The organism is Alicyclobacillus dauci, assembly GCF_026651605.1.
Taxonomy (GTDB): domain Bacteria; phylum Bacillota; class Bacilli; order Alicyclobacillales; family Alicyclobacillaceae; genus Alicyclobacillus; species Alicyclobacillus dauci.
Window position 1 is genome coordinate 21915 of the sequence record NZ_CP104065.1, and the last position, 24235, is coordinate 46149.

Consider the following 24235-nt stretch of genomic DNA (forward strand, 5'->3'; position numbering starts at 1 on the left):
TCCTCCATATCACTCTTGGCGCATGAAAAACGCCGGAGGCTCTTGCCCCAGCAAACGCACATAGACGTATCCTTGCCCACGATGGTGAATCTCGTTCTCCAGCGTGTACGTCAGCCGCTCAATTGCGGTGCCCTCTGGAACAAACGGTGCGGGAGACGGCCGCATTTTGACGAATTCGGCGAAGGGAATGTTTGGCCACAATTGTCTCGTCTCTTCACGAACAATCGTGCCATAATCCAATACTTCGGCGACAGGAGCGGTACGCAAGACTTCCGGTGGAGCTTCATATTCCCACTGGTCGTAGGCCAAACCGCGGACATTCCATCGCTCCATACCCAAGATTTCCAGCAGTAGCTCTCGAAACGGTCGCATACCTTCAACAAGTACCTTGTCCATCGCCTCGGCTGCCACAAGTGTACGGGCCACGTTGTTCGTCAGACGCCGGTTGTCCTCCCATACATCGATAAACCACGTCTTCCAGTCAAATTCCATGAGCCACTCGCCTCCTTCTCCTCAAACGATAACATGTGTTCACTGACAGCTACGGTCAGTGAACATCGCCAAAATGGTCAACTAGTTCCAAGAGCAACTCGACCATGCGCCGTTTCAGGGATAATGGTTCAATGATTCGCACGGATCGTCCGAATGGAAGAAGAAGGTGGGGGAGATATGAGAAGAGTGCTTCGTCCTCTACTAAAAACAGTGCTTCATTCGATGATTGCGACACCAAACGTGGACCCATGAACCAATGTTTTGACAGATCATCGATGGCATCGTTGTCGCCCACCAGGGTAACACACGGTCGAGTTTATCCGCGGTTGTCGTCGCATTGATTTGCTTGGCGGCGAAGAAATCGGACGCCGAAAAACCTTCGGGGCGTGTGAAGTTGAAGGACGTTTCGAAATATTCACTGATACGATCCACGCGAAAATTCCGAACCTCAACACGAAGGTGGCAGTATCCAACGACGTACCAGCGATCCCGCCAGTGTACGAGACCGTACGGATCAACTTCTCGCACAACATGGGTCTGTCCCTTTGCTTTACGGTATGTGATTTGCACGGTTATACCGTTCGCTATCGCTCGCTCCAAGTCAGCAAGTGTATTTTTGTAGGTACTATGGTCTACGGTGGCCATCACGTGCAGGCCATTTGAGTGAAGAGCTACGTCTTCCAGTTGTGCTGGCGTACTGTAGTACTCGATTTTACGAAGGGCGCCAGTCAGTTCGGCGGTAAATGGGTATCCAGCCTTTTGCGCGAACACAGCGGAATGTGCTAACGCAGTTCTTTCTTCCGCAGTAAAGAACAGGGGCGCGCTTTCATAAGAGATTGGTAACCGGTACCCACCTTCACGTCCTGATTCCGCTTCGATAGGCACACCACTTGCACATAGAGAGTCAACGTACCGATAGACAGAGCGCACGCTACTTTCGAGGGTTTCCGCTAGCTCCTTCGCTGTCATACGGCCTCGTGATCGTAGAAGCCATACAATTGCCAACATACAATCGGATTTAGCCATGCCATCGCCCCCTGACAACTGTGTTGCTTTGGAACAAGCATAGCCCGACCAGTTGCGGATAGGTGCAAGTCTATTAAATTTTGACGGGAAAATTCAGAGTCCGGGATCTCCCTATTTGATCATGATACGCCTACTGCCTACGGTGGATGGGGAAAGTTGGACGTTTTAAACGAGATTCGACGATATGACAGCTATTCAGACCTGAAGTTGTCACGGTAAAAAAGGAACAAGCATTAGCGAAAGTGGGAAGTAAGATTGGCTCCCCGAGTAGGATTCGAACCTACGACCCTCCGGTTAACAGCCGGATGCTCTACCGCTGAGCTATCGAGGAATATGTATGGACATTGAATTCAGAAGAGGAAGAAAGGAGATACTGCAACTGCCTCTTTCTCTTATCATAGATCAATTCCGGCATTTTGCAAGTTGTGACAATTTCCCATACGCTAAATTTGACGGATCGTCCAATGCTTAAAGAGATGGTCTTACAGTTATTACATGACTCGGAGATCGAGCAATACCTATCAATTGTGAATTTTTTCATTGTGATTAGGGAAGGTATTATCTATCGGACATGAATATGTATGGTACTGGTTCGACTGAAAGCGGATGGAGGTGGGGAGATGACTCCGGAAGAACGTTCACGTCTCATTGTTGAGGCGGAAGAACGGGCCCTAGCCACGATGACAGATGAGAACCAAATCGAAGCTACTTTTCAATGCCCGGACTGTGGCGGAAAAGCCCACATTTCATTACATGAATGGGCTGGGTATACATCGTCGTGTGAGAATAACTGTTTTTAAGGTGGATCTCTGTAAGACTATCCGTGGTTTTTTGAGCCTCCCGGATTGTTAACCAGTGATATAATGTTGGTTAACAATATAGGAGGGATCCATGTGTCTCAAATCGCTGCGATTCGGGATTGGGCCGATTTGGCCGACAAAGTTTGTGAAGGATATGAAGTCACTAGAGACGATGCGATGTCGATGTTACGGGAGTCCGACGAGAACATACTTGAACTGCTACACGGGGCATTTACTATTAGACTCCCATGCCGCCGGGGCGGCACCAGCAGAAGGATGAAAATGCCTTTGTGTTGAATGATTTTTTGGTGGCTGGCGAAGGCAGGTCGTCACTCCTTGGTGCCTCGAGCCCGCTGATTAGACTGACTACGACGACCAGGTGCACCACAGAATGTCGCTCTCCTCCTCGGAGAAGCACGCAGGATAGAATGATCCGTTATGGTCGTTGCACCAGCCCTTCAATATTACCAGTCCATCAGGAAGGATTGGCATGGATGTCGTATACGAACGTTGTTGCGGCCTCGATGTGCACAAGAAGACGGTGGTCGCCTGTGTGCTGACGCCGGAGGCCAAGGAGATTCGCACGTTCTCCACGATGACGGAGGATCTCCTGGAGATGGTTGACTGGTTAGGACAACATGAATGCACGCATGTTGCTATGGAAAGCACAGCTTCATTCTGGAAGCCAATCTACAACCTTCTGGAGTCGGCGGACTGTCAAGTGCTTGTGGTGAACGCCAAGCACATGAAGAACGTTCCGGGCCGTAAGACCGATGTGAAGGATGCCGAATGGATCGCCGGATTGCTCCGCCACGGGCTGTTGCAAGCCAGTTACATCCCCAACCGTGAACAACGGGAACTACGAGAACTCATTCGCTACCGCCGAAGTCTCATTGACGAGCGGGCAAGAGAGGTGAATCGGGTTCAAAAGGTGTTGGAAGGTGCCAACATCAAGCTTTCTGCAGTGGCCAGCAATACACTTGGCAAATCTGGGCGGGCGATGTTGGAAGCAATGATCCACGGAGAAGAAGACCCGGAGGTATTGTCAGGGTTAGCCAAAGGCCGGATGAAGGCGAAGAAGGCCGATTTGCACAAGGCACTGAATGGGCTTATGGGCTCCCACCAACGAATGATGCTGGCAGCCCAATTACGTCACATCGATTACTTGGATGAAGAGATTGCCCGGCTGGATGAAGAAGTCAAGGAGCGCATGCTCCCTTTTGAAGAAGACCTGGAGCTAGTGGACACCATCCCCGGTGTCGGTCGACGAACAGCAGAACAAATTCTGGCTGAAATTGGGACAGACATGACCCAATTTCCGTCTGCTGCCCATTTATGCTCTTGGGCAGGACTGGCTCCAGGGAACAATGAAAGCGCCGGGAAACGAAAGTCGGGGAAAACACGCAAAGGGAATCAAAAACTCAGAGCAGCGCTGGTGGAAGCAGCACGCGCAGCGGCGAGAACGAAGCAGACTTATCTCTCTGCCCAGTACCATCGAATTGCAGCTCGAAGAGGCAAAAACCGTGCAGCAGTTGCAGTGGCCCACAGCATCTTAACCATCGTGTATTACGTGTTACAGCGACGTCAGCCTTATATTGAACTCGGCCCAACATATTACGAAGCACGCAAGAAAGACGCAGTCGTAAAGCAGGCGATCCGGAAGTTGCAATCACTCGGGTTGGAGGTCACCGTAAAACCTGTTGCATAAATGATCTCCAGACATCACAGAGTTCCTTTTAAAACCCATCTTGTGGTGGGCTTATTTCAGTATGTCGTTTTACCCTGGTCATCGCTCAATTATTTTCAGGATAGAAAGAAGTATTTTGGTCGACGAGTTAAATTGAACATGATTTTGAACGCGAAATCGGGGTTATGTCCGGAGAACTGTTCGTATTGTTCGCAATCTATCGTCTCAGAAGCACCGATAGACAAGTATCCTCTTCTCAGTAAAGAGACCATTCTAGCTGGGGCAGAGGAAGCACAACGGCGCATGGCCGGCACGTATTGTATTGTCATGTCCGGCAGGAGGCCGTCTAACCGCGAGATTGAACAGGTTGCGGACGCTGTAAAGGAAATTCGTAAAACGAGTAGTTTGAAAATTTGCTGTTGCCTAGGCTTTCTGACTCCAGAGCACGCTAAAGTACTCACAGAAGCGGGTGTCCATCGCTACAATCACAATTTGAACACAAGTCAGGAAAACTATGAGCGTATTTGTACAACGCACACGTACGATGATCGAGTGGAAACCATAGAGCGAGTGAAATGCGCTGGTATGTCTCCTTGCTCAGGAGTTATTTTTGGTATGGGCGAGACGGACGAAGGCCGTGTTGACATGGCATTCTCTCTGAAGAAACTCGATGCGGATTCAATCCCCTGCAATTTTTTGAATCCCATCGATGACACGCCTCTTGCCGGACATAGAGAGTTAACGCCAAATACGTGCTTGAAAATCCTGGATATGATGCGCTTTGTCAATCCAACGAAAGAAATTCGCATCGCGGGCGGACGCGAGGTCAACCTTGGTTCACTCCAGCCACTTGGTTTGTATGCGGCAAATTCCATTTTTGTCGGAGACTATTTGACAACGGCTGGTCAACTGCCCGACGCGGACTGGCAGATGATTCAGGACCTCGGATTTGAAATTGAAGCGTGTGCATTGTGATGCGCAGGGGGCGCCATCGGCGTGCACATGTGTTGTTTCGCACAGTTGGGTAACGAACAGGCCGACATTCTGGGGTGGTGACCAGAATGTCGGCCCGCAGGTATACGTCTCAAACGGGAGCGGATCACGCTGTCTTTGCTGACTGTCTTCGCCGCGGTTTCCAAACGCGTACATATTGGGCACCAAAGTAGGAACCGACTACGAACAAGGCTGCAACGATTTGCGCGACAATAGATTGAACGTTGTTGAACAGGCAGAACCATAGCCCCATCCAATCGGGAATGTGAACCGGGATCGTGGTGGTCGGCATCCAACCAGCCAACTGCATCTCTTGAATTTGTTCTCCCACCATGACCAGGAGAACCATACCTAACATAACACCAGTGAGAACGAGCATCTTTTTGTACGGAAGCCGCCTATGTGCAATGAAAGCAAGGACAGCGACCAGGAGTGTCAACACCAACCCAATTGCGGCTCCAGTTACAACCACACCCGATCCCAATTGCATCCGAGTGCTCTGTAAAAATAGGACGACTTCGAATCCCTCTCGGTATACGGATGTGAATCCAAGAACAACGAGCCCTTTATACGCTATCGACTTCGCAGTATCCAAACCAGTCTGATCAGCTGGTGACTCCAACGTATCAATGATTTCGCGTTTTTTACGGTTGTGCATGGAAATCCAGCCGGTCCAGTAAATTCGATGAAAGAACCAGTTCATCACCACCAACAACACGATAATGGCAAGCAGGCCAGTGGCTGCTTGAATTGACAGCTCAGGTGCTGTCTGACCGACAAGAGAGATAATTCCTACAACGACAAACCAGGTAACAAGCGTAGCCGCAAATGCGAGGCCTGCGCCCCCGAAATAGGCTTCCAGTAAGATTGACGAGTTCTCACCAAGCTTGCAGTGATGGCGGAGAGGACGAGAATCGTTTCTAATCCTTCTCTAAATACCAATATTCCCGTATCCACAATGGCGGCCCCGTGACCTACGTTGCTTCTGGTCGGATCAGGACTTCCTCCGGCTGTAACCCCTTGCCAGACCAGGGCGCCAACAACAATCATTGCGGCTATGGTCAGAAACAGATGTTTGGGTCGAATCAGTTTCATCTGCAACTATGTATCCTCCTTCGTTAATTGATAAACAGTCAAGACTGTATTTGTGCTAATCTTGACTAAATAGGTCATGATTCATGGCTACATTCTACAGTTAGTATCACCTAACTGCAACTGTTAGTTTTGATAAACAATGAAGTATATGCGAGGGAAAGTGGTAACTTGACTGATTGGCAGTCGAAGGGACATTACATGGCAAGAAGGAGAGGTTGGTTACTCGGTTAGTAGAGGAAACTTCGTGAAGTTCGTACGTAGGCGGCGCTAAAATAGAGTATGTGCGCGCCCTCAGGCCAAACAAACACCGGGGTCTCTAATTCGCCCCGGTGTTTGTTTGGCCTTGTTGGGTTGAACATCGGTTAGCCGCAGGGTGACCACCACAAATTTGTAACTTAAACGTCAAGCGTGCCGGATGAATCCGCGTGCCCCGCCCGTTCTTGTCTTCTCTGGTTCATTCCTCTGTATATGCTCGCAAGAATGGCACCAGAAATATTGTGCCAGACACTGAAAATTGCGCTTGGTACAGCTGCTATAGGTGTAAAATGGGCCTTTGCGATGGCCACGCCCAAAGCTGAATTTTGCATACCCACTTCCAATGAAACAGCCGCACGTTTCGGAAGCTCCATCCCGGTGATCTTAGCCAATAAATAACCCAGGGCAAAACCGCATACGTTGTGTAAAACGACAGCCAGAAATATCAGTAGGCCAGTAGCGGCAATTTGTTTATGACTCCCACTTACGACTCCGGCAACAATTGCGACGATTGCTATGGCTGAAACTAGGGGCAAAATTTTACTGGTCGTTTTTGCTGTGCCTCGAAATATGGATTTCACGATTAGGCCAATGATAATTGGAATAATGATCACCTGAACAATTTGCCAGAAGAGAGAAACTGGGTTTACCGCCACCCACTTGCTTGCGAACAACAGAATCAACGCTGGCGTAACAATGGGGGCCAGAATGGTGGATACTGACGCGATGGAAACAGCGAGGGAGACATCGCCCCGCGCCAGAAATGTCATGACATTGGATGATGTACCACTGGGGCAACTTCCCACTAAAATAACGCCCACAGCAATGTCAGATGGTAATCGCAATGCCAAACAGATCAAAAATGCCAGTAAGGGCATGACGACGAAATGGCTAACCACCCCGATAGCCACATCCTTAGGCCTGCGGAAAACTTCTTTGAAGTCGGCTGGAGACAAGGTTAAACCCATGCCAAACATGACGACACCCAAAAGTTCAACCGTATATTTTCCGATCCATACGAAATCATGCGGTGCTATGAATGCCACAATTGCAAACAATAGCACCCAGTACGCAAACGTACTCCCAACAAATCGACTTATCGCTTCCAACGTTTTCAGAATTACCAGTCCTTTCGAGTTGTCAGCACATATAGTAGTACGAAATTTTAGAATATACAAGGAAGAATTGATGGTGTTGGAAGTGTGTGTGCTAAGTCTCGGTGATGCCCAAATTGCTCAGCGAAATCGACCGGACACGATTCCGTCCGGTCGCAGCGCATCCATCACATAGCAAATGCCAAAAGAGCGACTCATCGTCGTCTATTAAACCGGCATATGTAATGTTAATTTTCATCCGTGAAATAGATTTTGTAGTAATTCATGTTCTTTGCCGAATCGTGTCCGCGTTCAATGTGTTTTAGGTCCTGTGGATCATGCGATCGAACATAGATGTCCACTAATTTATCCAGCTTGATGACACTTTTCATACGGCGCTTGGCGGATTTTACAGAAGACGGGGAGATCTGAAACTCTGTGGGTGGCTCCATGGCGTGTTCTTCTTGGTACTGCCCGCTATACGCCCGAAAAGATTCAATGTAGGTGGGTTCTTGGAGCACTTCTTCCTCGAATCTAGACATTTCAAACTTGGGATTGTCTTCGAAGAACTGGAGTGTTCGTGATCGCAGCTCTACGGGTTTAATTTTGTTTTCGTCTACGATCTCGTCCGTCACAAATTGCCCAACCATCTCAATGTAATCTCTCGTGATGGCATCCTCTGGGCGTGCGGGCTCTATGCGTAGAAAGTCATCCTTCCAATAGCGAGCTTCGTTCGCAGCCTTGCTGTGTGAATCTACGACATACACCTTGTATCCTTGCTCAGCGTTGGTGTTGAGCACTAGGCAACCTTTGTCCAGAGCCTTGATGTTAATTCCACTGTCAGACACGACGTTAAACGCGTCGCTTCTTTCCACCACCTTTAGGTACGTTTCCTTGTTCTCGGTGCGAAACAGACCGATGGCATCTGTTATAATGTCGCCGTCCTCCACGTTATGCAAGTACGCCATATAGAACTCCCCACCCTTAATTCTGGGGTGAGTTGAATTCTCATATAAGTGCCGAGCGATGTTTTTAGACTGTTCCAGAAATGTGTTTGGATCCTGAAAGACTTGAGTGATATACATATAGATTTCGTTAAAACGAATATCCGTACTGTGGGAGAATCGGTTGATATTTTCATTCTTCCGAAAAGGTTGCAGGAGATACTTAAACAGCAATTGTTGAACTTGCTCGTCATCAATTTTGACGATCGCGTTGGAACATAGCAACTCCTCCTCGTTTGCTTTGTTCCCAACCCTGTGAATGACGAGGCGTTCCATATTCACCGCGGCAAAGTTTAACATCGTGATCGACCCCATCTCTCGTAGTGCAGACACACCTTTTCGACATAGGGAGCGGTAAATCCTATTTTATTCACAGCCCGCCTCATATAGATTACGGTTTTTTGGATTGGAAAAAGGCCACCCGAGTCGCTCATTCTCGATCACGCTCCTCGGGAGCCACTGAGGACGAAACAGTCACATGTGAATTGGGGCCTTCATCGCTTCATGTGCCTTTCGTTCCGCACGCCTTGCCATCCACGCTGTGAGAATGGGTACTAGGATTGAGGTGACAATGACGGCCGCTGCGACTTGAACCATGGCTGTAGCCGCGATTGCTCTATAGCCAGAAAAGACTGCAGCGACAGCTACCGGAACGGCAGAAGCATTACCAGCTGTGGAGGCGGCAGCCATGCCGCCCAGACCTGTGCCACCAGTGACGCGATCGATCAGGACTAGAACGATACCCGTGATGACGACAACTGCCAGTCCAAGAATTAATCCCGAAGCGCCTGCAGAAATCACGTTCTTTAAATTAATCCCAAAACCAAGTGCAAGGGCAAACAGGGGGATTAACACACTCTGTCCTTGGCTGAGGAACTTACGCATGTCGATGTCCAGATTACCCAGTATCATGCCGATAATCAAAGGCAATACCGCGTACACAAAAGCCATGACCGGAAATGATGCAAGTCCTACGACACCGAGAATGAGCATGGTGAAGAACGGACCAGATTCAAGCGACATAATGGAATACGCCGCGACATCTTCTGCTTTTTTGCCGAACTGACCCATCAAGGCCATATACAGCCCGCCGTTCGTGTCGGAGAACGCCGCGACGATGGCGAGGGCAGACAGGCCGAGAAACATGTGGTTTTGATCGGGAACCACCGCCTTGATGATGAGACATATCACCGCAGCGAGTACAATCTTTCCGAGCCACAGGGAGATACCTTTTTTCATGATATAACCTGCAGCTTTAAATTCAATCGTCGAACCGAGGCAGATATAAAACGCCGCCAGCAGTGCGGGCGCGCAGGTTAGCAATCCGCCAGTGAACGAACTTTTGAACACCGTGCCGTCGGCAAGGTGTGGGAAAGCGGTTCGGACAATCGCTCCGATGAGAAGTGGAACAATCATCATCCCACCTGGAATTTTATCAATCGTTCGTTTGATACGCACTGAAACCCTCTCCTTCTGTCTGACTCAGTGATGTAAACGCAATCGAAAAGCGCTTTCATAGATGTCGAAAAATCAGGGGTGGCGCGAACTGGTTTCCGTGTCCGCGCCGGATCGTGCTCAGTGATTCGTTCCTTTGAGAAAGTCCGCTGCGACAAGAATGGATTCGATCATGCTTTGCTCCCGAGCGATTCCTTTGCCGGCGATGTCGAAGGCTGTGCCGTGATCGACGGAGGTTCGCAAAATCGGCAGGCCCAGCGTCACGTTGATGCCTGTATCGAAGCCCAGCATCTTGATGGCGATATGCCCTTGGTCATGGTACATGGCAATAACTGCGTCGAATTGACCGTTAGCCGCTCTCGAGTATACCGAGTCAGGCGGCAGTGGCCCGGTTACGGCGAAACCTTCTGATTGAGCTTGCTGGATGGCTGGGATAATCTCTTTTTCTTCCTCGTCACCGAACAAGCCGCTTTCGCCCGCATGAGGGTTGAGGCCTGCGACAGCAATTCTGGGATTTTGCACGCCATATCTCAAGAGGGACTCAGCAGTGAGACGGATACGCCCAAGAATGCGGTCCTTGGTTGCCATTTCAATGGCCTGTTTGAGACTGACATGCGTCGTGACATGAACGACACGTAGCCCTTTGTTGACGAGCATCATGGCCGAGCTCGGCGATCCCGACAAAGCAGCGAGGGCTTCCGTGTGGCCAGGGTACTTGATGCCAGCCATTTTCCAAGCTTCTTTGTTTAAAGGTGCTGTACAAATGGCGTCAATGGTGTGGTCTACGGCCAGTTTTACCGCTCGCTCGATGTAGTCGAACGCACATTGCCCAGCCGTAGCACTCAATTCGCCCCACGGCAAACTTTTGGGCACGTTGCCCAGGTCCATGACGTTGACAATCCCAGGTTCGAACTTCGCCTGCGCTACGCTGGCGATTGAGCGAATATGCGGCTCATTCGTTACCTTACCAGCACGCTTCAGGACAGCGAGCGCTTCTTCGAGTCGTCCTTTGTCACCGATGATGAATGTGTTTACTCTCTCGTTTACCTCTCGACTGACGGCAGTGAGCAGAGAGATTTCTGGGCCGATGCCCGCGGGATCGCCCATGGTCATTGCAATTGTTGGCTTTGACATGTTGAACATCTCCATTCGGTTATCAAACTGGGCACTTGTTCAGTAAAAAGCCGGCAGCCTCTGTTAACGCACTCATGGCTCCAAAACCGCCTGCCTTGGATACCAGCGGGATTTTTCCGTGGCTCGTCTCGATCCAACTCCACGGGATTCCAGCTATCACTTCACCTTCTGGCCAAATCGCCGCCGCATTCAGAGCCTCACACAATGCCAAAGCGGTGTCTCCGCCAGTGGCCACAAATCCGATGGCGTTCCGATCCGACATACTTTCCGTCCATTGATTGACGGCATACGCTAAGTCACTTTCGAAGCTACCAGGTAAAGCGGAATCTCTCATTGCCCTAGCTGGAGCAAGCGTGACCCCTGCAACTGGCTGATCACTGCAATGAACGAGTTCATCACTTCCGCGCTGAAGTTCTATTGCGTGCGTATTTTGCTTTGCGAGCAGCAAGGGTTGTAGTTCAACAATGGACGATTGATAGGTCCGGGTGACGTGCTCCAACTGTCGATGTGCCACCGGATTGGCGCTGCCAACGGCAACCAAAACATGTTCACACGATGGCATTTGTTGCGGTAAGAGGTTTGATTCACTTTCAGATGCATCATTTAGCCAGCAGGCGGCCAACTGTTTTGCTAAGCCAGCTGAGCCACAGGGAAGAACCGATGAATTGTATGCAATTGCCTTTGCAATCACCGCGAGTTCCTCGTTTGTTGTCGAGTCTGCCACGATAATGGCCTCTTTGTGCGCAGCACCCTCGATGAATTCGGCCACGACGTCGATTCCTCGAGCCAGAACATCCTCAGTCAACTCAATGACGGGCAGGGTTGTTGTTTGGCGAACGAGATCAGCCACTCTGTCTTGGGTCACCGGGTTGCGAGGGTCGTTCGCGAAATCTGTCTGGCTCACGGGCGATCCATTGACGTAAAGCGTACCGTTTTGAACAATTCGGCCATTTGCGGGAAATGTCGGTGCCAAGACAGCAACACGCCGGTGGAGAGATTTCAAAAATGCTTCGATCTCGCTCCCAACATGTCCCCGAAGAGTCGAATCGATTTTCTTGTACACCAGAAAGGGAACATTTGGCGACGTTCGGAGCTGCTCTCCTGCGTTCATGACGATTTGTCGCGCCGTGTCTTCATCCAACGCTCGGCTCTCCGAATCGAACACCTGGACGATGTTTGAGCCTAGAGAAAACACCCACGGTGAGTCGGAACGGAAGCTCACTCTCACCTGGTGTGACCCTGTACGAAAGTAGTTTGCTGCATCGGCGGCGCCTGTTAAGTCGTCTGCGATCACGTAAATACGCTGTCCTTTTGTCATCCTGTACCACCCCTTTCTCCGTGTGGGTGTCTTTTACTGTTGTCCTCCTATTTCAATGACCTCAACGCCTGACTGAGACACCGGGTCACGGAAGATATCAGGGACAAAGTCAGTGATGATCATGTCAACCGACGATAATGGTGCAAAAGTGTCCAAGCCCGCATCACAAAACTTCTCGTGGTGAACCATGAGGACTTTCCTGCTTGCATGCTCCAGCGCCACGCGTTTCACGTTATACGTCGTCGCATTCAGGTTGAAGAGCCCTGTCCGGACATCGACACGGGCCGATGACAAGAAGTAGATGCTTGATTTGTGTCTCCTAAAATAGTCCTCAGTTTCCTGTCCAAAAACAGCTCCCATGGCGGGTACATACAATCCAGGCGCCAGGTGAACGTGCACACCACGTTTGGCTGCTGGCTGCACAACGGCCAGTGAGTTTGTATAGACCAGCACATCTGCCGGTAAATGAAAGGCCATCTGAGCGACAGTTGATCCGGAATCTAATACGACAACATCGCGAGCCGTGACCATTTTCGCAGCTTCCGCCGCAATGAGTCGCTTCACGTTCACGTCTTGTCTAGAGCGAATTTCTAGCACGGGTCCGAAGTCGTCGTCCGAGCCCATTCGCAGGTTTCGCCCTGCCTCATTGGGTTGATAGTTCATCTGCTCCGCAATTTTATGGATTTTTTCTGCGAGTGTCTTATCTCGGATCGCGATTCCGTTTAGCACTCGGGAAACGGTTGAGAGTGAAGTTCCTGCAGTGTTTGCGATGTCTTTTATCGTCACCATATGTCTATCACCTCGATAAACTGAATACGTTTTCTGAAAACGTATTCAGTTACAATGACAGCATACTACCTTGGTGGCAATTTGTAAAGTGATCGCGGAAAATAGAGTTATGTACTGAAAACAAGGTCGTGTACCGACAAATAAAGTACTATACTCAGAACAACCGCATCGATCATAACGGGGCTGCTTGCTGTGTTTTGTCTGTATAACAATTCACCAAACCTGTAAAGTGGTTATTGAACCTAAGGGCAGGTTCGTCCCATAAGAACATCCCAAATTCTTCAGGTAATTGAGGGGGCGAGTGAAGGGCCAGTTGCTTTCAATATATTGAACATAAGTTTCCAGGCTTACGTCATGACATTCATTTGAGGTTTGAACTCGGAGAACCTTATCATAACTAAATGAGGTTTTTATTGAAACTCCTTTATGTTAGTTGTAGAAAAACGACTGCCCAAGGCTATTATAGACCGTTTAGACAGTCCCATATTTTTTAGATCATTATATATCTAGTTCTGGCGCGGATTGCTTACATACTTTGGAGACAATGACTAAATTAATTTGCAAACGCAAAAAAAGGATGCCCCTGAAAGATCATATCAGGAACACCCTTGTCAATCGGGGACTATTTCTGACTTTGCTGCTTCTCCATATAACTGCGCATCCGGACCATATACTCGGGTGCGTCCATCGGATCGCTGGCGATCATTTCAATGATGCAGAGTCTTCCGGCATGTTCCTTCTCAGCTTGGGTTAAAGCTCGATCAAGCTCTCCATTCGTCCGGACTGTCATGGTAAACGCATCGCCTCCAAATACTTCAGCGAGCTTGGTGTAAGACCAGCGCGGGATTTGGTTATATCGCTGATCCTTTATCTCTGTTTTGACATTCAAATATTTCTCGATGGTATAACCATCGTTGTTCAAAACCAAGATAATGGGCTTACAGCCATAATAGAGCATGGAGCTGATTTCCTGGGCTGCGAGCTGCAGGGAGCCGTCCCCCGTAAAAAGCAGTACCCGACGGTCTGGTGCGGCGATACTAGCACCGTACGCTGAGGGTGTGGCGTATCCGATTGACTGCCAGCCTCCTTGCGCAATATATGTTACATTGCGCGGCAGTCTGACCTGCGCCATCCCATAGTAGAACGATCCGGTCTCGGCGATGACAATATCGCCCTCTTTCAGCATCTGCTGAAAACGGGGATAATAATCGGCCGCATTCAGCGGTTGGTCAACACTGCCGGTGATTTGGTCGTACGGGAATGACACATTTCCCCGCACTCCTTGGCCCCTGTACCCCAATTTCTGTACCGCAAGCAGCATGTCGGCTGCCAATACATTCGAATATTCCGCTTCAGCGACCTTGACCATGTCCGGTTGAATATTAACCGTTACCAGCGGATTTAGCTTTGCGGTGAACGTTGCGGTGTTAATGTCTGACCATACCATGCCGACCGCAATGACACAGTCAGCATTTTCTACCGTCTTTTGAACTAAGGAACTACCAAAAGCTCCTTCATACATTCCGATATAGTTGGGATGGGTCTCGTCGAATGCTCCCTTTCCTGACATCATCGTCACAACAGGAACGTTCATGGCGTCGGCCAGCTGGCGAACCGCTGTCTGAAGGCCGAAACGCATCGTTTTGAGGTCGACTAGAATAACCGGGCGGTGGGCACGCTCCAGTAGTTGGCGGACATGATCTGCTGCTGCCTGAAGGGTTTTCAGGTTGGACGTTGGACGTGTCGGTTCCGGCTCTTTCCGGATGTTGATCGGCTTGGTCACTAAATCATCGGCTACAACCAGGTATACCGGCTTTTTCTTTTCCTTCGCAATGCGAATCGCGGTCGGAATTACAATCTCGGCGTTTTCCGGCGTGAGCACTGCGGTATAAGCCGTAATCTGCTCATACACGGTTCGAAAGACATTAAAATTTCCGTCCATTAGAGTGTGGTGCATCAGCTTGTGCTCCGTTTGATCCTTCTCAGGAGGAGCCCCCACAATGTGAATCATCGGCACATTCTCGCTGTTGGCACCAGCTATTGCATTGCAGGCACTGAGTTCCCCTACTCCAAAGGTCGTAATAAGAGCGGCTATGCCTTTGATTCTTGCGTAGCCATCCGCCGCATAGCCCGAGTTCAGTTCGTTCCGTCCATTGATAAACCGGATGCCGTTATACCGTTCCAGCGTATCTAGCAGTGTAAAATTATAGTCTCCGGGGACACCAAAAATTTCAGTAATGCCCTCCAGCTTCAGGCAATCGAACAAATACTGGCCAAGTGTTTTTTGAGTCGTTCCGGATTGCGAGCCAGAGCCGCTCACAGCCATCATGTTTTCCATCGATTGTACACTCCTAAGGATTTATCTGTATGATATTAACCTTTTATTGGACCGGTTATTCGGCGTTCAAGCGATTAGGGATGTTCTATTTATAAACACTTTTGTTGTTGTACATCTGAGTTGCGACTTGTAAGTTGTCGATAATCATGTGGTGTGAATCCACCCGCCCAGAACTGCGGGCGCGAACCTACCGTGACGTGGGATGGCGGTAACGCTGTCTTGCGCTAGCTCACGAGACAATGTAGCCGAGTTCGATAGGGTGATTCGAACCGGAGCTAGGTTACAGGTGCATGGTGAACGAAAGTGAACCCCTTATAAACCGCGTTATGCAAGACAAGCGAAACACTCTGACACGCTTGAGCCAAAAGGCAAGTAGTCGGGATCAGCACTCCCAGATTGCTGATTCGCAGTTCCAAGCGCTATCGCGGGAGTCGGGGCACCTAAACACTTGGTTAATGGGTTATCGATGAAACAAGGTAAGCCCGATGGGGTCTGTTGGAATAGCCGAACAGTAAGCAAAGTGCAAGCGATGCCGAATCCCCAGGGGGTAGAGGAGTGGGCAAAAAGCGAATGCCATCCTGTAATGGGGTGGATAGGGACGGTGGCAACACCAATTGTCCTAACGCGAAAGCGTGCTGACTTGCCCAGGGTCATCTAGCTGGAAATCTCGTAGCACACGGTGAATGGCGTGACCTGTTATGAACCCAATTATCCGTCCAAGAGACGAGTCAACGGGTCACACTCGAAAGAGCATGCGAGAAGTCGCATTCCCCGCAGTGGGTTGCAGAGACAACTGGTGAAGGTGGCTTGAGCCGTGTGACGGGAAACTGTCACGCACGGTTCTGAGGGGGCAAGGGCACCGCAAGGTGCCCTTGCTACCCGGCCAGGAGTGCGCAAGTAGTTCTCTGACAAAGAGCAACCTGGCAATCCTCGTAGTACGGACAGTTCTCATTCGTCTAGTAGTGTGGTTATTGAACAAAACCAGCTAATAGCTTGTCAATATTGCCAGTGAAAATAGATGCTTTTGTATGTTAGCTTAAGGCTCTGTTCGGTTTAATTGTGTATATTTTGACCAAAATGTTGGGAGGAACGTAGAATCGAGGCATAAAACCAGAGGGAAGGTATTGCCATGAACATTCGGCACTTGCGAGAAGCCCACTTCAAAAGCGGGATGGTGTGCCCGAGATGTAAAGGTAAATCTACCGTACGCTACGGAAAGTTCAGCAAAACGAGTGATCGTCAACGATACAAATGTAAGTCCTGTGGTCGCACATTTACCGATTTGACGGGTACACCTCTTGCATATGTGAAGAAGCCCGCAAATATGTGGGACGAGGTGGCAAGGTGTATGCGTGACGGATATTCCTGTCGTCGTATCGCCAAGGAACTTGGGATTGCGGTTTCAACAGCGTTTGAATGGCGTCATCGAATTCTGGCGTCCCTTCGGACCAGAACCGATCTTACGATCACACTGAACGGAATTGTTGAAGCGGACGAGACTTTCTTCCGCAAGTCATACAAAGGAAGTCATTTTAAGAACAAGATGGACCCCGATGCACGAAGAGAAGCGTTCTTCAAAGTATTTGGGCGTTACCCACGAAGGCACGGAAAGGAAGCCCACAAACGAGGGCGCAGTAAGGAGCAAGTGCCTGTACTGGTATTGCGTGACCGGACCGCTCGTACGGTGTCATTGGTCATGCCAAGCATGAAAACAGAAGAAATTTCTCGTCAGTTATTGCCTGCAATCGGTTCAGACACGGTGTTGTGTACTGATGCTTTCCGTGGGTACAAAACCGTCTGCAAAAACGCTGGCATTAAACACGTGGTTCTCAATCAGAACAAAGGTGAGCATTCAAGAGGTATTTACCACATCCAAAGTGTGAATGCCTACCACAGCCGTTTGAAGGGATGGATGGAACGTTTCAAAGGTGTCTCCACAAAATACCTGGACAACTATATGACGTGGTTTGCTTATGTCGATACGACCCGTGATATTGCCGCTGGTACGTGGGAACGTCGTTTCCTCGCTATGTCGTGCATTGACAATAAAAATGTTCGTTATAAATCCTCCGTACCGCAAGGGACTTGTGCGTTATGCAACGAGCCAATTCTGAAAGGTCAAGACATTGGGAGCATCTTTTACGTGTCACATGAGACTGGTGAGCGTGATCCCGATTTGCTTTGCCACGCTGATTGTTACTACAACTTGAGTGTGTCCAACGTAGGTAAAATCTCGGCATAGACCGTTCAAGGATTCCAGATCAGGGTGCTCTCATTGACTATTCGTATACTAATTGTTAGTATACGAATCATGGATCATAAAGAGATTTATACAAACTGTTTGGCGTTCCAGTTGACACAGGCACGTAAGAAAGTATTTGCATGGTATGGGAATTACCTCAAGCCGCTTGGGCTAACTCCCTCCTCTGTTTACGTGCTTGGCGTACTGCGTGACAAGGAATACGCAAATCCGAGCGAAATCAGCCATCTACTTGAGCTGGAGCGTCCAACCGTCACTACACTTTTGTCCAGAATGGAACGTAGCGGGTTGGTCAACCGAGTTCTCAACCCCAGTAATAGGAGAGAGACATTGGTCAGTTTGACTGATGCGGGAAAGGAGGCATGCGATAAGGCGTACCCACTGCTGGTAGAGGCAGACAAGGCACTGAACACCGTGTTGAATGGAGAGTTCGCACAGTTAAAAGAACAAGTTGAGAATTTGAACCGAATGTTACAGGAGGCAGCGGAATGAACAGACAATTTATCGTTCATTTGTCAAATAAGCAAAGGCATTTGATGACGGACGAACTCATACAGGGGCATGTCTCGTATTTGGGAGAACTCAAACGACAGGGCAAATTACCCTTTTGCGGTCCCGGTAAAGACGGAACTGCAATCATGATTCTGAAAGCCGACTCACAGGAAGAAGCAGAAGGATTACTTGCGGGAGACCCATTCACAAGAGCAAACTACTATCAAGATCGAAGAATCGTCGAGGTGGAAGAAGCAACGCTAGAAAATAACTTTCTACTCGATGATGTTCTCGTGAATTTGAGGAATCGTTCATAAACCACTTCTCCATCGAGATACGGTGTACACATTGAGGGTCAATGCGTACACCGTCTTTGTTATCCGAGAAATGAATCAATTTGTGTGCGCCGCTTTTGAATAACCCTCCAGATGAGTTGGAAGGTTTTTCTCTTTACGTGACGTTACTGGTCACTATGCCAAGTCTAGGAATGTTTTGTTGTGCTTCAGTATTGCATAAATCCAGTGAATCATTTTGTTAATACACGCTACGACGGCAAGTTTGTGAGGTTTGCCCTCTTCGCGTTTTCTGTCGTAGAACGCCTTGAGTCTCTTGCAACCTGACTTTCTCAACCCACAGAGTACGGCAACGTAAAGCGTGTGTCGGAGCCTGTTGGAGCCTCGTTTCGTGATTCGATTGACGCTCGCTATGAACTTGCCTGATGCGAATACACTTGGATCGACACCAGCAAAAGCAACAAGGTTCTTTGGGTGATTAAACCGATCAATCTCCCCAATTTCCGAGATAATCGTGGCGGCGATTTTCTCTCCAACACCGGGGGTGGATTGAACAACTCTCCACTCTTCAAATGTTTCAGCGAGAGCATCTATCTCATTCTCAAGTGTGGATAGGTGCTCTTGGTATTGAAGGATGATCTCGATGTACATCCTCAAACTGAAGATGTGGCTTTGCAATCGAGCCCCGTAAAATGGATTCTGGGTAGCTGCTGCGATGATTTCCTCAGCTTTTCCAGATGCCCATTTTGATGAACGGCTTGGACATAATGCATCGACTCGACTTGCCAGCTCATTTTGTGTGACTGCGAGAACGGATTCTGCTGTCGGAAACTCCCGCAATACATATAAGGAGACCTTCGAGTAGAGGTCACCAAATACGCCCCTGTACTCGGGAAACGCCTGATCCAGAATCGCTGTGAACTGTAGCTTCGTTTGTACACATAGATTAGACTCCCATGCCGCCGGGGCGGCACCAGCAGAAGGATGAAAATGCCTTTGTGTTGAATGATTTTTTGGTGGCTGGCGAAGGCAGGTCGTCACTCCTTGGTGCCTCGAGCCCGCTGATTAGACTGACTACGACGACCAGGTGCACCACAGAATGTCGCTCTCCTCCTCGGAGAAGCACGCAGGATAGAATGATCCGTTATGGTCGTTGCACCAGCCCTTCAATATTACCAGTCCATCAGGAAGGATTGGCATGGATGTCGTATACGAACGTTGTTGCGGCCTCGATGTGCACAAGAAGACGGTGGTCGCCTGTGTGCTGACGCCGGAGGCCAAGGAGATTCGCACGTTCTCCACGATGACGGAGGATCTCCTGGAGATGGTTGACTGGTTAGGACAACATGAATGCACGCATGTTGCTATGGAAAGCACAGCTTCATTCTGGAAGCCAATCTACAACCTTCTGGAGTCGGCGGACTGTCAAGTGCTTGTGGTGAACGCCAAGCACATGAAGAACGTTCCGGGCCGTAAGACCGATGTGAAGGATGCCGAATGGATCGCCGGATTGCTCCGCCACGGGCTGTTGCAAGCCAGTTACATCCCCAACCGTGAACAACGGGAACTACGAGAACTCATTCGCTACCGCCGAAGTCTCATTGACGAGCGGGCAAGAGAGGTGAATCGGGTTCAAAAGGTGTTGGAAGGTGCCAACATCAAGCTTTCTGCAGTGGCCAGCAATACACTTGGCAAATCTGGGCGGGCGATGTTGGAAGCAATGATCCACGGAGAAGAAGACCCGGAGGTATTGTTAGGGTTAGCCAAAGGCCGGATGAAGGCGAAGAAGGCCGATTTGCACAAGGCACTGAATGGGCTTATGGGCTCCCACCAACGAATGATGCTGGCAGCCCAATTACGTCACATCGATTACTTGGATGAAGAGATTGCCCGGCTGGATGAAGAAGTCAAGGAGCGCATGCTCCCTTTTGAAGAAGACCTGGAGCTAGTGGACACCATCCCCGGTGTCGGTCGACGAACAGCAGAACAAATTCTGGCTGAAATTGGGACAGACATGACCCAATTTCCGTCTGCTGCCCATTTATGCTCTTGGGCAGGACTGGCTCCAGGGAACAATGAAAGCGCCGGGAAACGAAAGTCGGGGAAAACACGCAAAGGGAATCAAAAACTCAGAGCAGCGCTGGTGGAAGCAGCACGCGCAGCGGCGAGAACGAAGCAGACTTATCTCTCTGCCCAGTACCATCGAATTGCAGCTCGAAGAGGCAAAAACCGTGCAGCAGTTGCAGTGGCCCACAGCATCTTAACCATCGTGTATTACGTGTTACAGCGACGTCAGCCTTATATTGAACTCGGCCCAACATATTACGAAGCACGCAAGAAAGACGCAGTCGTAAAGCAGGCGATCCGGAAGTTGCAATCACTCGGGTTGGAGGTCACCGTAAAACCTGTTGCATAAATGATCTCCAGACATCACAGAGTTCCTTTTAAAACCCATCTTGTGGTGGGCTTATTTCAGTATGTCGTTTTACCCTGGTCATCGCTCAATTATTTTCAGGATAGTATTGGCCTTAATGCAGAATGTCGTTACCTGTTCAATGTCTCTATATGCACAAGAGATTTGTCCGTCAAAAGGCCCGGTGTCATTTAAGAACCGGGCCCTGATGGGAAACTATACCCTTTGTACGCGCCGATGTTACTTACGCTGTAGCATCAGGTGAATCCTCGGGGCGCTCTATTGAGTCGCTCCAGCCCTTATTCAAATTGGAACAGGGGGTAGAGAGATAACGTTCACCAGTATCAGGAAGAAGCACAACAATCGTCTTACCCTTGTTCTCAGGACGGCTAGCGATGATCTTAGCGGCATGTATGGCTGCTCCCGAGGAGATGCCAACGAGGAGTCCTTCTGATCTCGCAATGGATCTTGCCGATTCAAAAGCCTCGTCATTGGTAACACGGATCACTTCACCGTAAACGTTTGTGTTTAACACTTCCGGTACAAATCCGGCACCAATACCTTGAATCTTATGTGGGCCGGGAGTTCCACCGGATAGCACTGGAGAATCCTCAGGTTCAACGGCCACTATGTGTACGGATTCCTTGCGGGCCTTGAGAACCTCTCCAACGCCGGTAATGGTTCCGCCGGTGCCGATACCGCTGACAAAGATGTCAACTTTGCCATCGGTGTCCTCCCAAATTTCGAGTGCCGTTGTGTTGCGATGGATTTCTGGATTTGCCGGGTTTTCAAACTGCTGAGGAATAAACGAGTCAGCTATTTCCTTCTTCAGTTCTTGGGCTTTGGCTATGGCCCCTTTCATCCCTTTCGCCCCTTCTGTAAGGACTAGTTCGGCCCCCAGCGCCTTCATCAGATTGCGTCGTTCAACGCTCATAGTGTCCGGCATGCACAAGATGCAGCGATAGCCCTTAGCAGCAGAAACAAATGCCAGTGCGATCCCTGTGTTGCCACTTGTCGGTTCAATAATGGTGGTGGCACCAGGACGAATCAAACCGTTCTTCTCAGCAGAATCAATCATGGCAAAACCGATTCGATCCTTTACGCTGCCTAGTGGATTGAAGTACTCCACCTTTGCAAGAACCTCGGCTCCGGTGTCGTTACTGATGTGGTTAAGGCGCAGTAATGGTGTTGAGCCAATTAACTCCGTGATGTTCCGTGCAATCTTCGGACGTGGTTTCAATGTAAATCCCCTCTTCTTAAATCTGACTTAAAACTATTTTTCCGATGCGTATAGTCGAAATATTAATCTGTTCTTACACATTTGTACAGCATACTGAACCGTATGTCTTTTAAATACCGTCAAAGCGCGTTAACGCCAAGCTGTCATCGTTTACCGCTCGCAATCTAGGGGATTCCGGAACGCAATTAATGCCACCCCTTGAGCTAGCTAGCGCGAGTAGATTAAACATCATGATTGCCTCGGATTGATTTTATCTATACGTTTACGTCTCCTAAAAATATTAAGAGATAAGTATCATTTGCTATTGCACATAAGACCCCCATGGCGGCAGGCGGCACCACAATCTATGAAAATGTGTATCAGTGATCTACTATGTCGCTAGACAGCCACACGGAGCTCGTCGCCCCCTGGTACTACGAGTCCGTGCATAAGACGGAGTTGGCGACCTGGAGCACCACGATTTGTCGCTCCCGCTGTCGGGAAGCACGTACGGTAGAATTCCTATCGCATCGGTCGCCACGTGGCTGTACTTCTTTCAGTGGGGAGTGGCAGCATTATGCAGGTTGTACACGAGCGATGCTGCGGACTGGATGTCCACAAGAAGAAGGTCGTTGGATGTGTTATCACACCGGAGACTAAGCCCAGCGGTAAGAAGTCAAGTGGGTAATCGATTTGGATTGGAAATGGATTAGGTAAAGTCTTGCAATTTGGGGTGAAGAAGAGTGCACTTAACAAGACCCCTTGTATACCGAATTTTCAGTTCAGCAGTAGGGGCTCATAACTGGAAATTCCGGTTCGGCTGAGATGAAGCTACCTCCTCCTCTCCGGGGGTGTGTACAGCTGGTTGGTGGTCAGTAGTGTGAACACCAAGCGTACCAATTTTCGTGCAGTCAGGACGAGTGCTCTTTTGTGCTTGTGTTTCAATGCTTCATTGGATTTCTTTTGGTAAAACGCTACGTACTCAGAATCATACCTGCGGACCTTGTCTGCGGCTTGGATCAGGTAATATCTCAGATACTTATTGCCGGTATGCATACGAGACGTTTCATCCGCCTCGTATTCGCCAGATTGGTACTGGTTCCATACCAAGCCTGCATACTTGGCTAAAGCACTGTGGTTCTTGAATCGCTGTATGTCACCAATCTCGGCAATCAGGCCAGCAGCGTACACTGGGCCAATGCCTTGGACGCTCTCTAACGTATTTGGAATTGCCTTCATCAGCCTGGCAATGGCTTTGTCGAGTTTCTTCACCTCAGACTCCATGTGTTGGATCACACTGAGCGTGACGGACAACGACAGGTTGACAGGGTCTTTCATAACCTTGTCTAAGCGAACGGAATTGCGTGCAACCTTTTGCAATTCTTTTGCAGTCTCTTCTGGATTCTCAAACTTGTTCCGACTCTTATCAACAAGGAAGTCAACGAGTTCCTGTAACGGCATTTGCGCCACTTGCTCAGGCTCTAGCTCTTGAATCACAGCGAGAGAAGTCGTTCCAAAAGAATCGGAGAACGGATTGTCCTGGCGAAGTCCACTGAACTTCAAAAAGAGTTGGTTCAAGAAATACGTCTTGTCTCGAGTGATGCTTTGAACCAAATGAAACCGAGTACGGGTTAGGCGTTGCAATGCTTCAAATTGAACAGAGTCTGTCATGGCTTGAGGGAGACGACCAAACCGCAGATGGTCTGCAATCACCCAGGCATCGATGCGGTCGTTTTTGGAAGGGTGTCATATCCCTTCTTAAAACGAGCCACTTTACGAGCATTTAGAACGTGAATGTGGGTATCTAAGTTGGGGCGATACCCGTCGAATTGCTGCTGTAGGTAATGTGCTAGATGCCATCCGAGATTGGAAGTTGCCTCCATGCCAATGACGACCGAATCCATTTGCTTGGCTACGGTAGTCTCTAATACCCTGCGAATGAGCGTGTCTGCGCCCGGCTGGTTATTGTCGACGTTAAACGAAGCCAAGTCTTGTCCGCTCCCATCCATCAATTGAACATGGTGGGAACGCAAGCTCACGTCAATACCAACATGCAGTTTAGACAATCAATTCACCTC

General features: G+C 49.4%; 19 protein-coding genes, 1 tRNA gene and 3 pseudogenes. 8 read left to right on the forward strand and 15 right to left on the reverse strand.

Features of this window, described 5'->3' with window-relative positions; all coding sequences use genetic code 11:
- Positions 1 to 9: 9 nt before the first annotated feature.
- The 3 genes from NZD86_RS23205 to NZD86_RS23215 all read right to left on the reverse strand — a co-directional run bounded on the left by NZD86_RS23205 (position 10) and on the right by NZD86_RS23215 (position 1849).
- Complete coding sequence (locus NZD86_RS23205) at positions 10 to 492, reverse strand: DinB family protein (RefSeq protein WP_268043582.1); 483 nt, start codon at positions 490 to 492, stop codon at positions 10 to 12.
- A gap of 201 nt (positions 493 to 693) precedes the next feature.
- Positions 694 to 1518, reverse strand: a complete 825-nt coding sequence (locus tag NZD86_RS23210; protein ID WP_268043581.1) for a helix-turn-helix transcriptional regulator — start codon at positions 1516 to 1518, stop codon at positions 694 to 696.
- 256 nt (positions 1519 to 1774) lie between these two features.
- Positions 1775 to 1849: transfer RNA gene (locus NZD86_RS23215), tRNA-Asn, on the reverse strand.
- Between the two features lie 289 nt (positions 1850 to 2138).
- Here NZD86_RS23215 and NZD86_RS23220 point away from each other — a divergent pair.
- The 3 genes from NZD86_RS23220 to bioB all read left to right on the forward strand — a co-directional run bounded on the left by NZD86_RS23220 (position 2139) and on the right by bioB (position 4980).
- Positions 2139 to 2318 (forward strand): hypothetical protein, encoded by a 180-nt coding sequence (locus NZD86_RS23220; RefSeq protein WP_268043580.1) that lies wholly within the window; start codon positions 2139 to 2141, stop codon positions 2316 to 2318.
- A 490-nt stretch (positions 2319 to 2808) separates the two neighbouring features.
- Positions 2809 to 4026, forward strand: a complete 1218-nt coding sequence (locus NZD86_RS23225) for an IS110 family RNA-guided transposase (protein WP_268042741.1) — start codon at positions 2809 to 2811, stop codon at positions 4024 to 4026.
- 45 nt (positions 4027 to 4071) lie between these two features.
- Positions 4072 to 4980, forward strand: a complete 909-nt coding sequence (gene bioB / locus NZD86_RS23230) for a biotin synthase BioB (RefSeq protein WP_326492598.1) — start codon at positions 4072 to 4074, stop codon at positions 4978 to 4980.
- 124 nt (positions 4981 to 5104) lie between these two features.
- Here bioB and NZD86_RS23235 read toward each other — a convergent pair whose 3' ends face one another.
- From NZD86_RS23235 to NZD86_RS23275, 9 genes are all read right to left on the reverse strand, one after another.
- Positions 5105 to 5716: an FTR1 family protein gene (locus NZD86_RS23235; protein ID WP_268043579.1), complete on the reverse strand. Its 612-nt coding sequence runs from the start codon at positions 5714 to 5716 to the stop codon at positions 5105 to 5107.
- Positions 5717 to 5790: 74 nt separating this feature from the next.
- Positions 5791 to 6099, reverse strand: a complete 309-nt coding sequence (locus NZD86_RS23240) for a hypothetical protein (protein WP_268043578.1) — start codon at positions 6097 to 6099, stop codon at positions 5791 to 5793.
- A gap of 389 nt (positions 6100 to 6488) precedes the next feature.
- Positions 6489 to 7466 (reverse strand): bile acid:sodium symporter family protein, encoded by a 978-nt coding sequence (locus tag NZD86_RS23245; protein WP_268046942.1) that lies wholly within the window; start codon positions 7464 to 7466, stop codon positions 6489 to 6491.
- A gap of 224 nt (positions 7467 to 7690) precedes the next feature.
- Positions 7691 to 8746, reverse strand: a complete 1056-nt coding sequence (locus tag NZD86_RS23250) for a nucleoid-associated protein (RefSeq protein WP_268043577.1) — start codon at positions 8744 to 8746, stop codon at positions 7691 to 7693.
- 174 nt (positions 8747 to 8920) lie between these two features.
- Positions 8921 to 9904, reverse strand: a complete 984-nt coding sequence (locus NZD86_RS23255) for a 2-keto-3-deoxygluconate permease (RefSeq protein WP_268043576.1) — start codon at positions 9902 to 9904, stop codon at positions 8921 to 8923.
- A 117-nt stretch (positions 9905 to 10021) separates the two neighbouring features.
- Positions 10022 to 11035 carry a 4-hydroxythreonine-4-phosphate dehydrogenase PdxA gene (gene pdxA / locus NZD86_RS23260; RefSeq protein ID WP_268043575.1) on the reverse strand — a complete coding sequence of 338 codons (1014 nt, stop codon included), beginning with the start codon at positions 11033 to 11035 and terminating at the stop codon, positions 10022 to 10024.
- A 22-nt stretch (positions 11036 to 11057) separates the two neighbouring features.
- Positions 11058 to 12353 (reverse strand): four-carbon acid sugar kinase family protein, encoded by a 1296-nt coding sequence (locus tag NZD86_RS23265; protein ID WP_268043574.1) that lies wholly within the window; start codon positions 12351 to 12353, stop codon positions 11058 to 11060.
- 33 nt (positions 12354 to 12386) lie between these two features.
- Positions 12387 to 13142 (reverse strand): DeoR/GlpR family DNA-binding transcription regulator, encoded by a 756-nt coding sequence (locus tag NZD86_RS23270; protein ID WP_268043573.1) that lies wholly within the window; start codon positions 13140 to 13142, stop codon positions 12387 to 12389.
- 622 nt (positions 13143 to 13764) lie between these two features.
- Entirely contained in the window at positions 13765 to 15480 is a 1716-nt protein-coding gene (locus tag NZD86_RS23275; protein ID WP_268043572.1) for an alpha-keto acid decarboxylase family protein, read from the reverse strand.
- Positions 15481 to 16651: 1171 nt separating this feature from the next.
- On the opposite strand from NZD86_RS23275, the pseudogene NZD86_RS24865 reads away from it, so the two are divergent.
- The 4 genes and pseudogenes from NZD86_RS24865 to NZD86_RS23290 all read left to right on the forward strand — a co-directional run.
- Positions 16652 to 16717, forward strand: a pseudogene (locus NZD86_RS24865) (hypothetical protein); the annotation flags it as partial.
- 111 nt (positions 16718 to 16828) lie between these two features.
- Positions 16829 to 17722 carry an IS1595 family transposase gene (locus NZD86_RS23280; RefSeq protein WP_268047088.1) on the forward strand — a complete coding sequence of 298 codons (894 nt, stop codon included), beginning with the start codon at positions 16829 to 16831 and terminating at the stop codon, positions 17720 to 17722.
- Positions 17723 to 17791: 69 nt separating this feature from the next.
- Positions 17792 to 18232: a MarR family winged helix-turn-helix transcriptional regulator gene (locus tag NZD86_RS23285; protein WP_268043571.1), complete on the forward strand. Its 441-nt coding sequence runs from the start codon at positions 17792 to 17794 to the stop codon at positions 18230 to 18232.
- Entirely contained in the window at positions 18229 to 18549 is a 321-nt protein-coding gene (locus NZD86_RS23290; RefSeq protein ID WP_268043569.1) for a YciI family protein, read from the forward strand. Before NZD86_RS23285 ends, NZD86_RS23290 begins: the two co-directional genes overlap by 4 nt.
- Positions 18550 to 18702: 153 nt before the next feature.
- On the opposite strand, the pseudogene NZD86_RS23295 reads toward NZD86_RS23290, so the two are convergent.
- Positions 18703 to 19476 (reverse strand): annotated as a pseudogene (locus tag NZD86_RS23295) (IS110 family RNA-guided transposase); the annotation flags it as partial.
- Positions 19477 to 19723: 247 nt separating this feature from the next.
- Between NZD86_RS23295 and NZD86_RS23300 the strand changes: the two are divergent.
- A complete protein-coding gene (locus NZD86_RS23300) occupies positions 19724 to 20941 on the forward strand; it encodes an IS110 family RNA-guided transposase (RefSeq protein WP_268043568.1) in 1218 nt (405 codons plus the stop codon).
- Positions 20942 to 21182: 241 nt separating this feature from the next.
- Here the strand turns inward: NZD86_RS23300 and cysK are convergent, their stop codons facing one another.
- The gene (gene cysK, locus NZD86_RS23305) at positions 21183 to 22178 is read right to left on the reverse strand and encodes a cysteine synthase A (RefSeq protein WP_268043567.1); all 996 of its coding nucleotides are present in this window, start codon (positions 22176 to 22178) and stop codon (positions 21183 to 21185) included.
- Positions 22179 to 22988: 810 nt separating this feature from the next.
- Positions 22989 to 24223: pseudogene (locus NZD86_RS23310) on the reverse strand (IS110 family RNA-guided transposase).
- Positions 24224 to 24235: the final 12 nt, after the last annotated feature.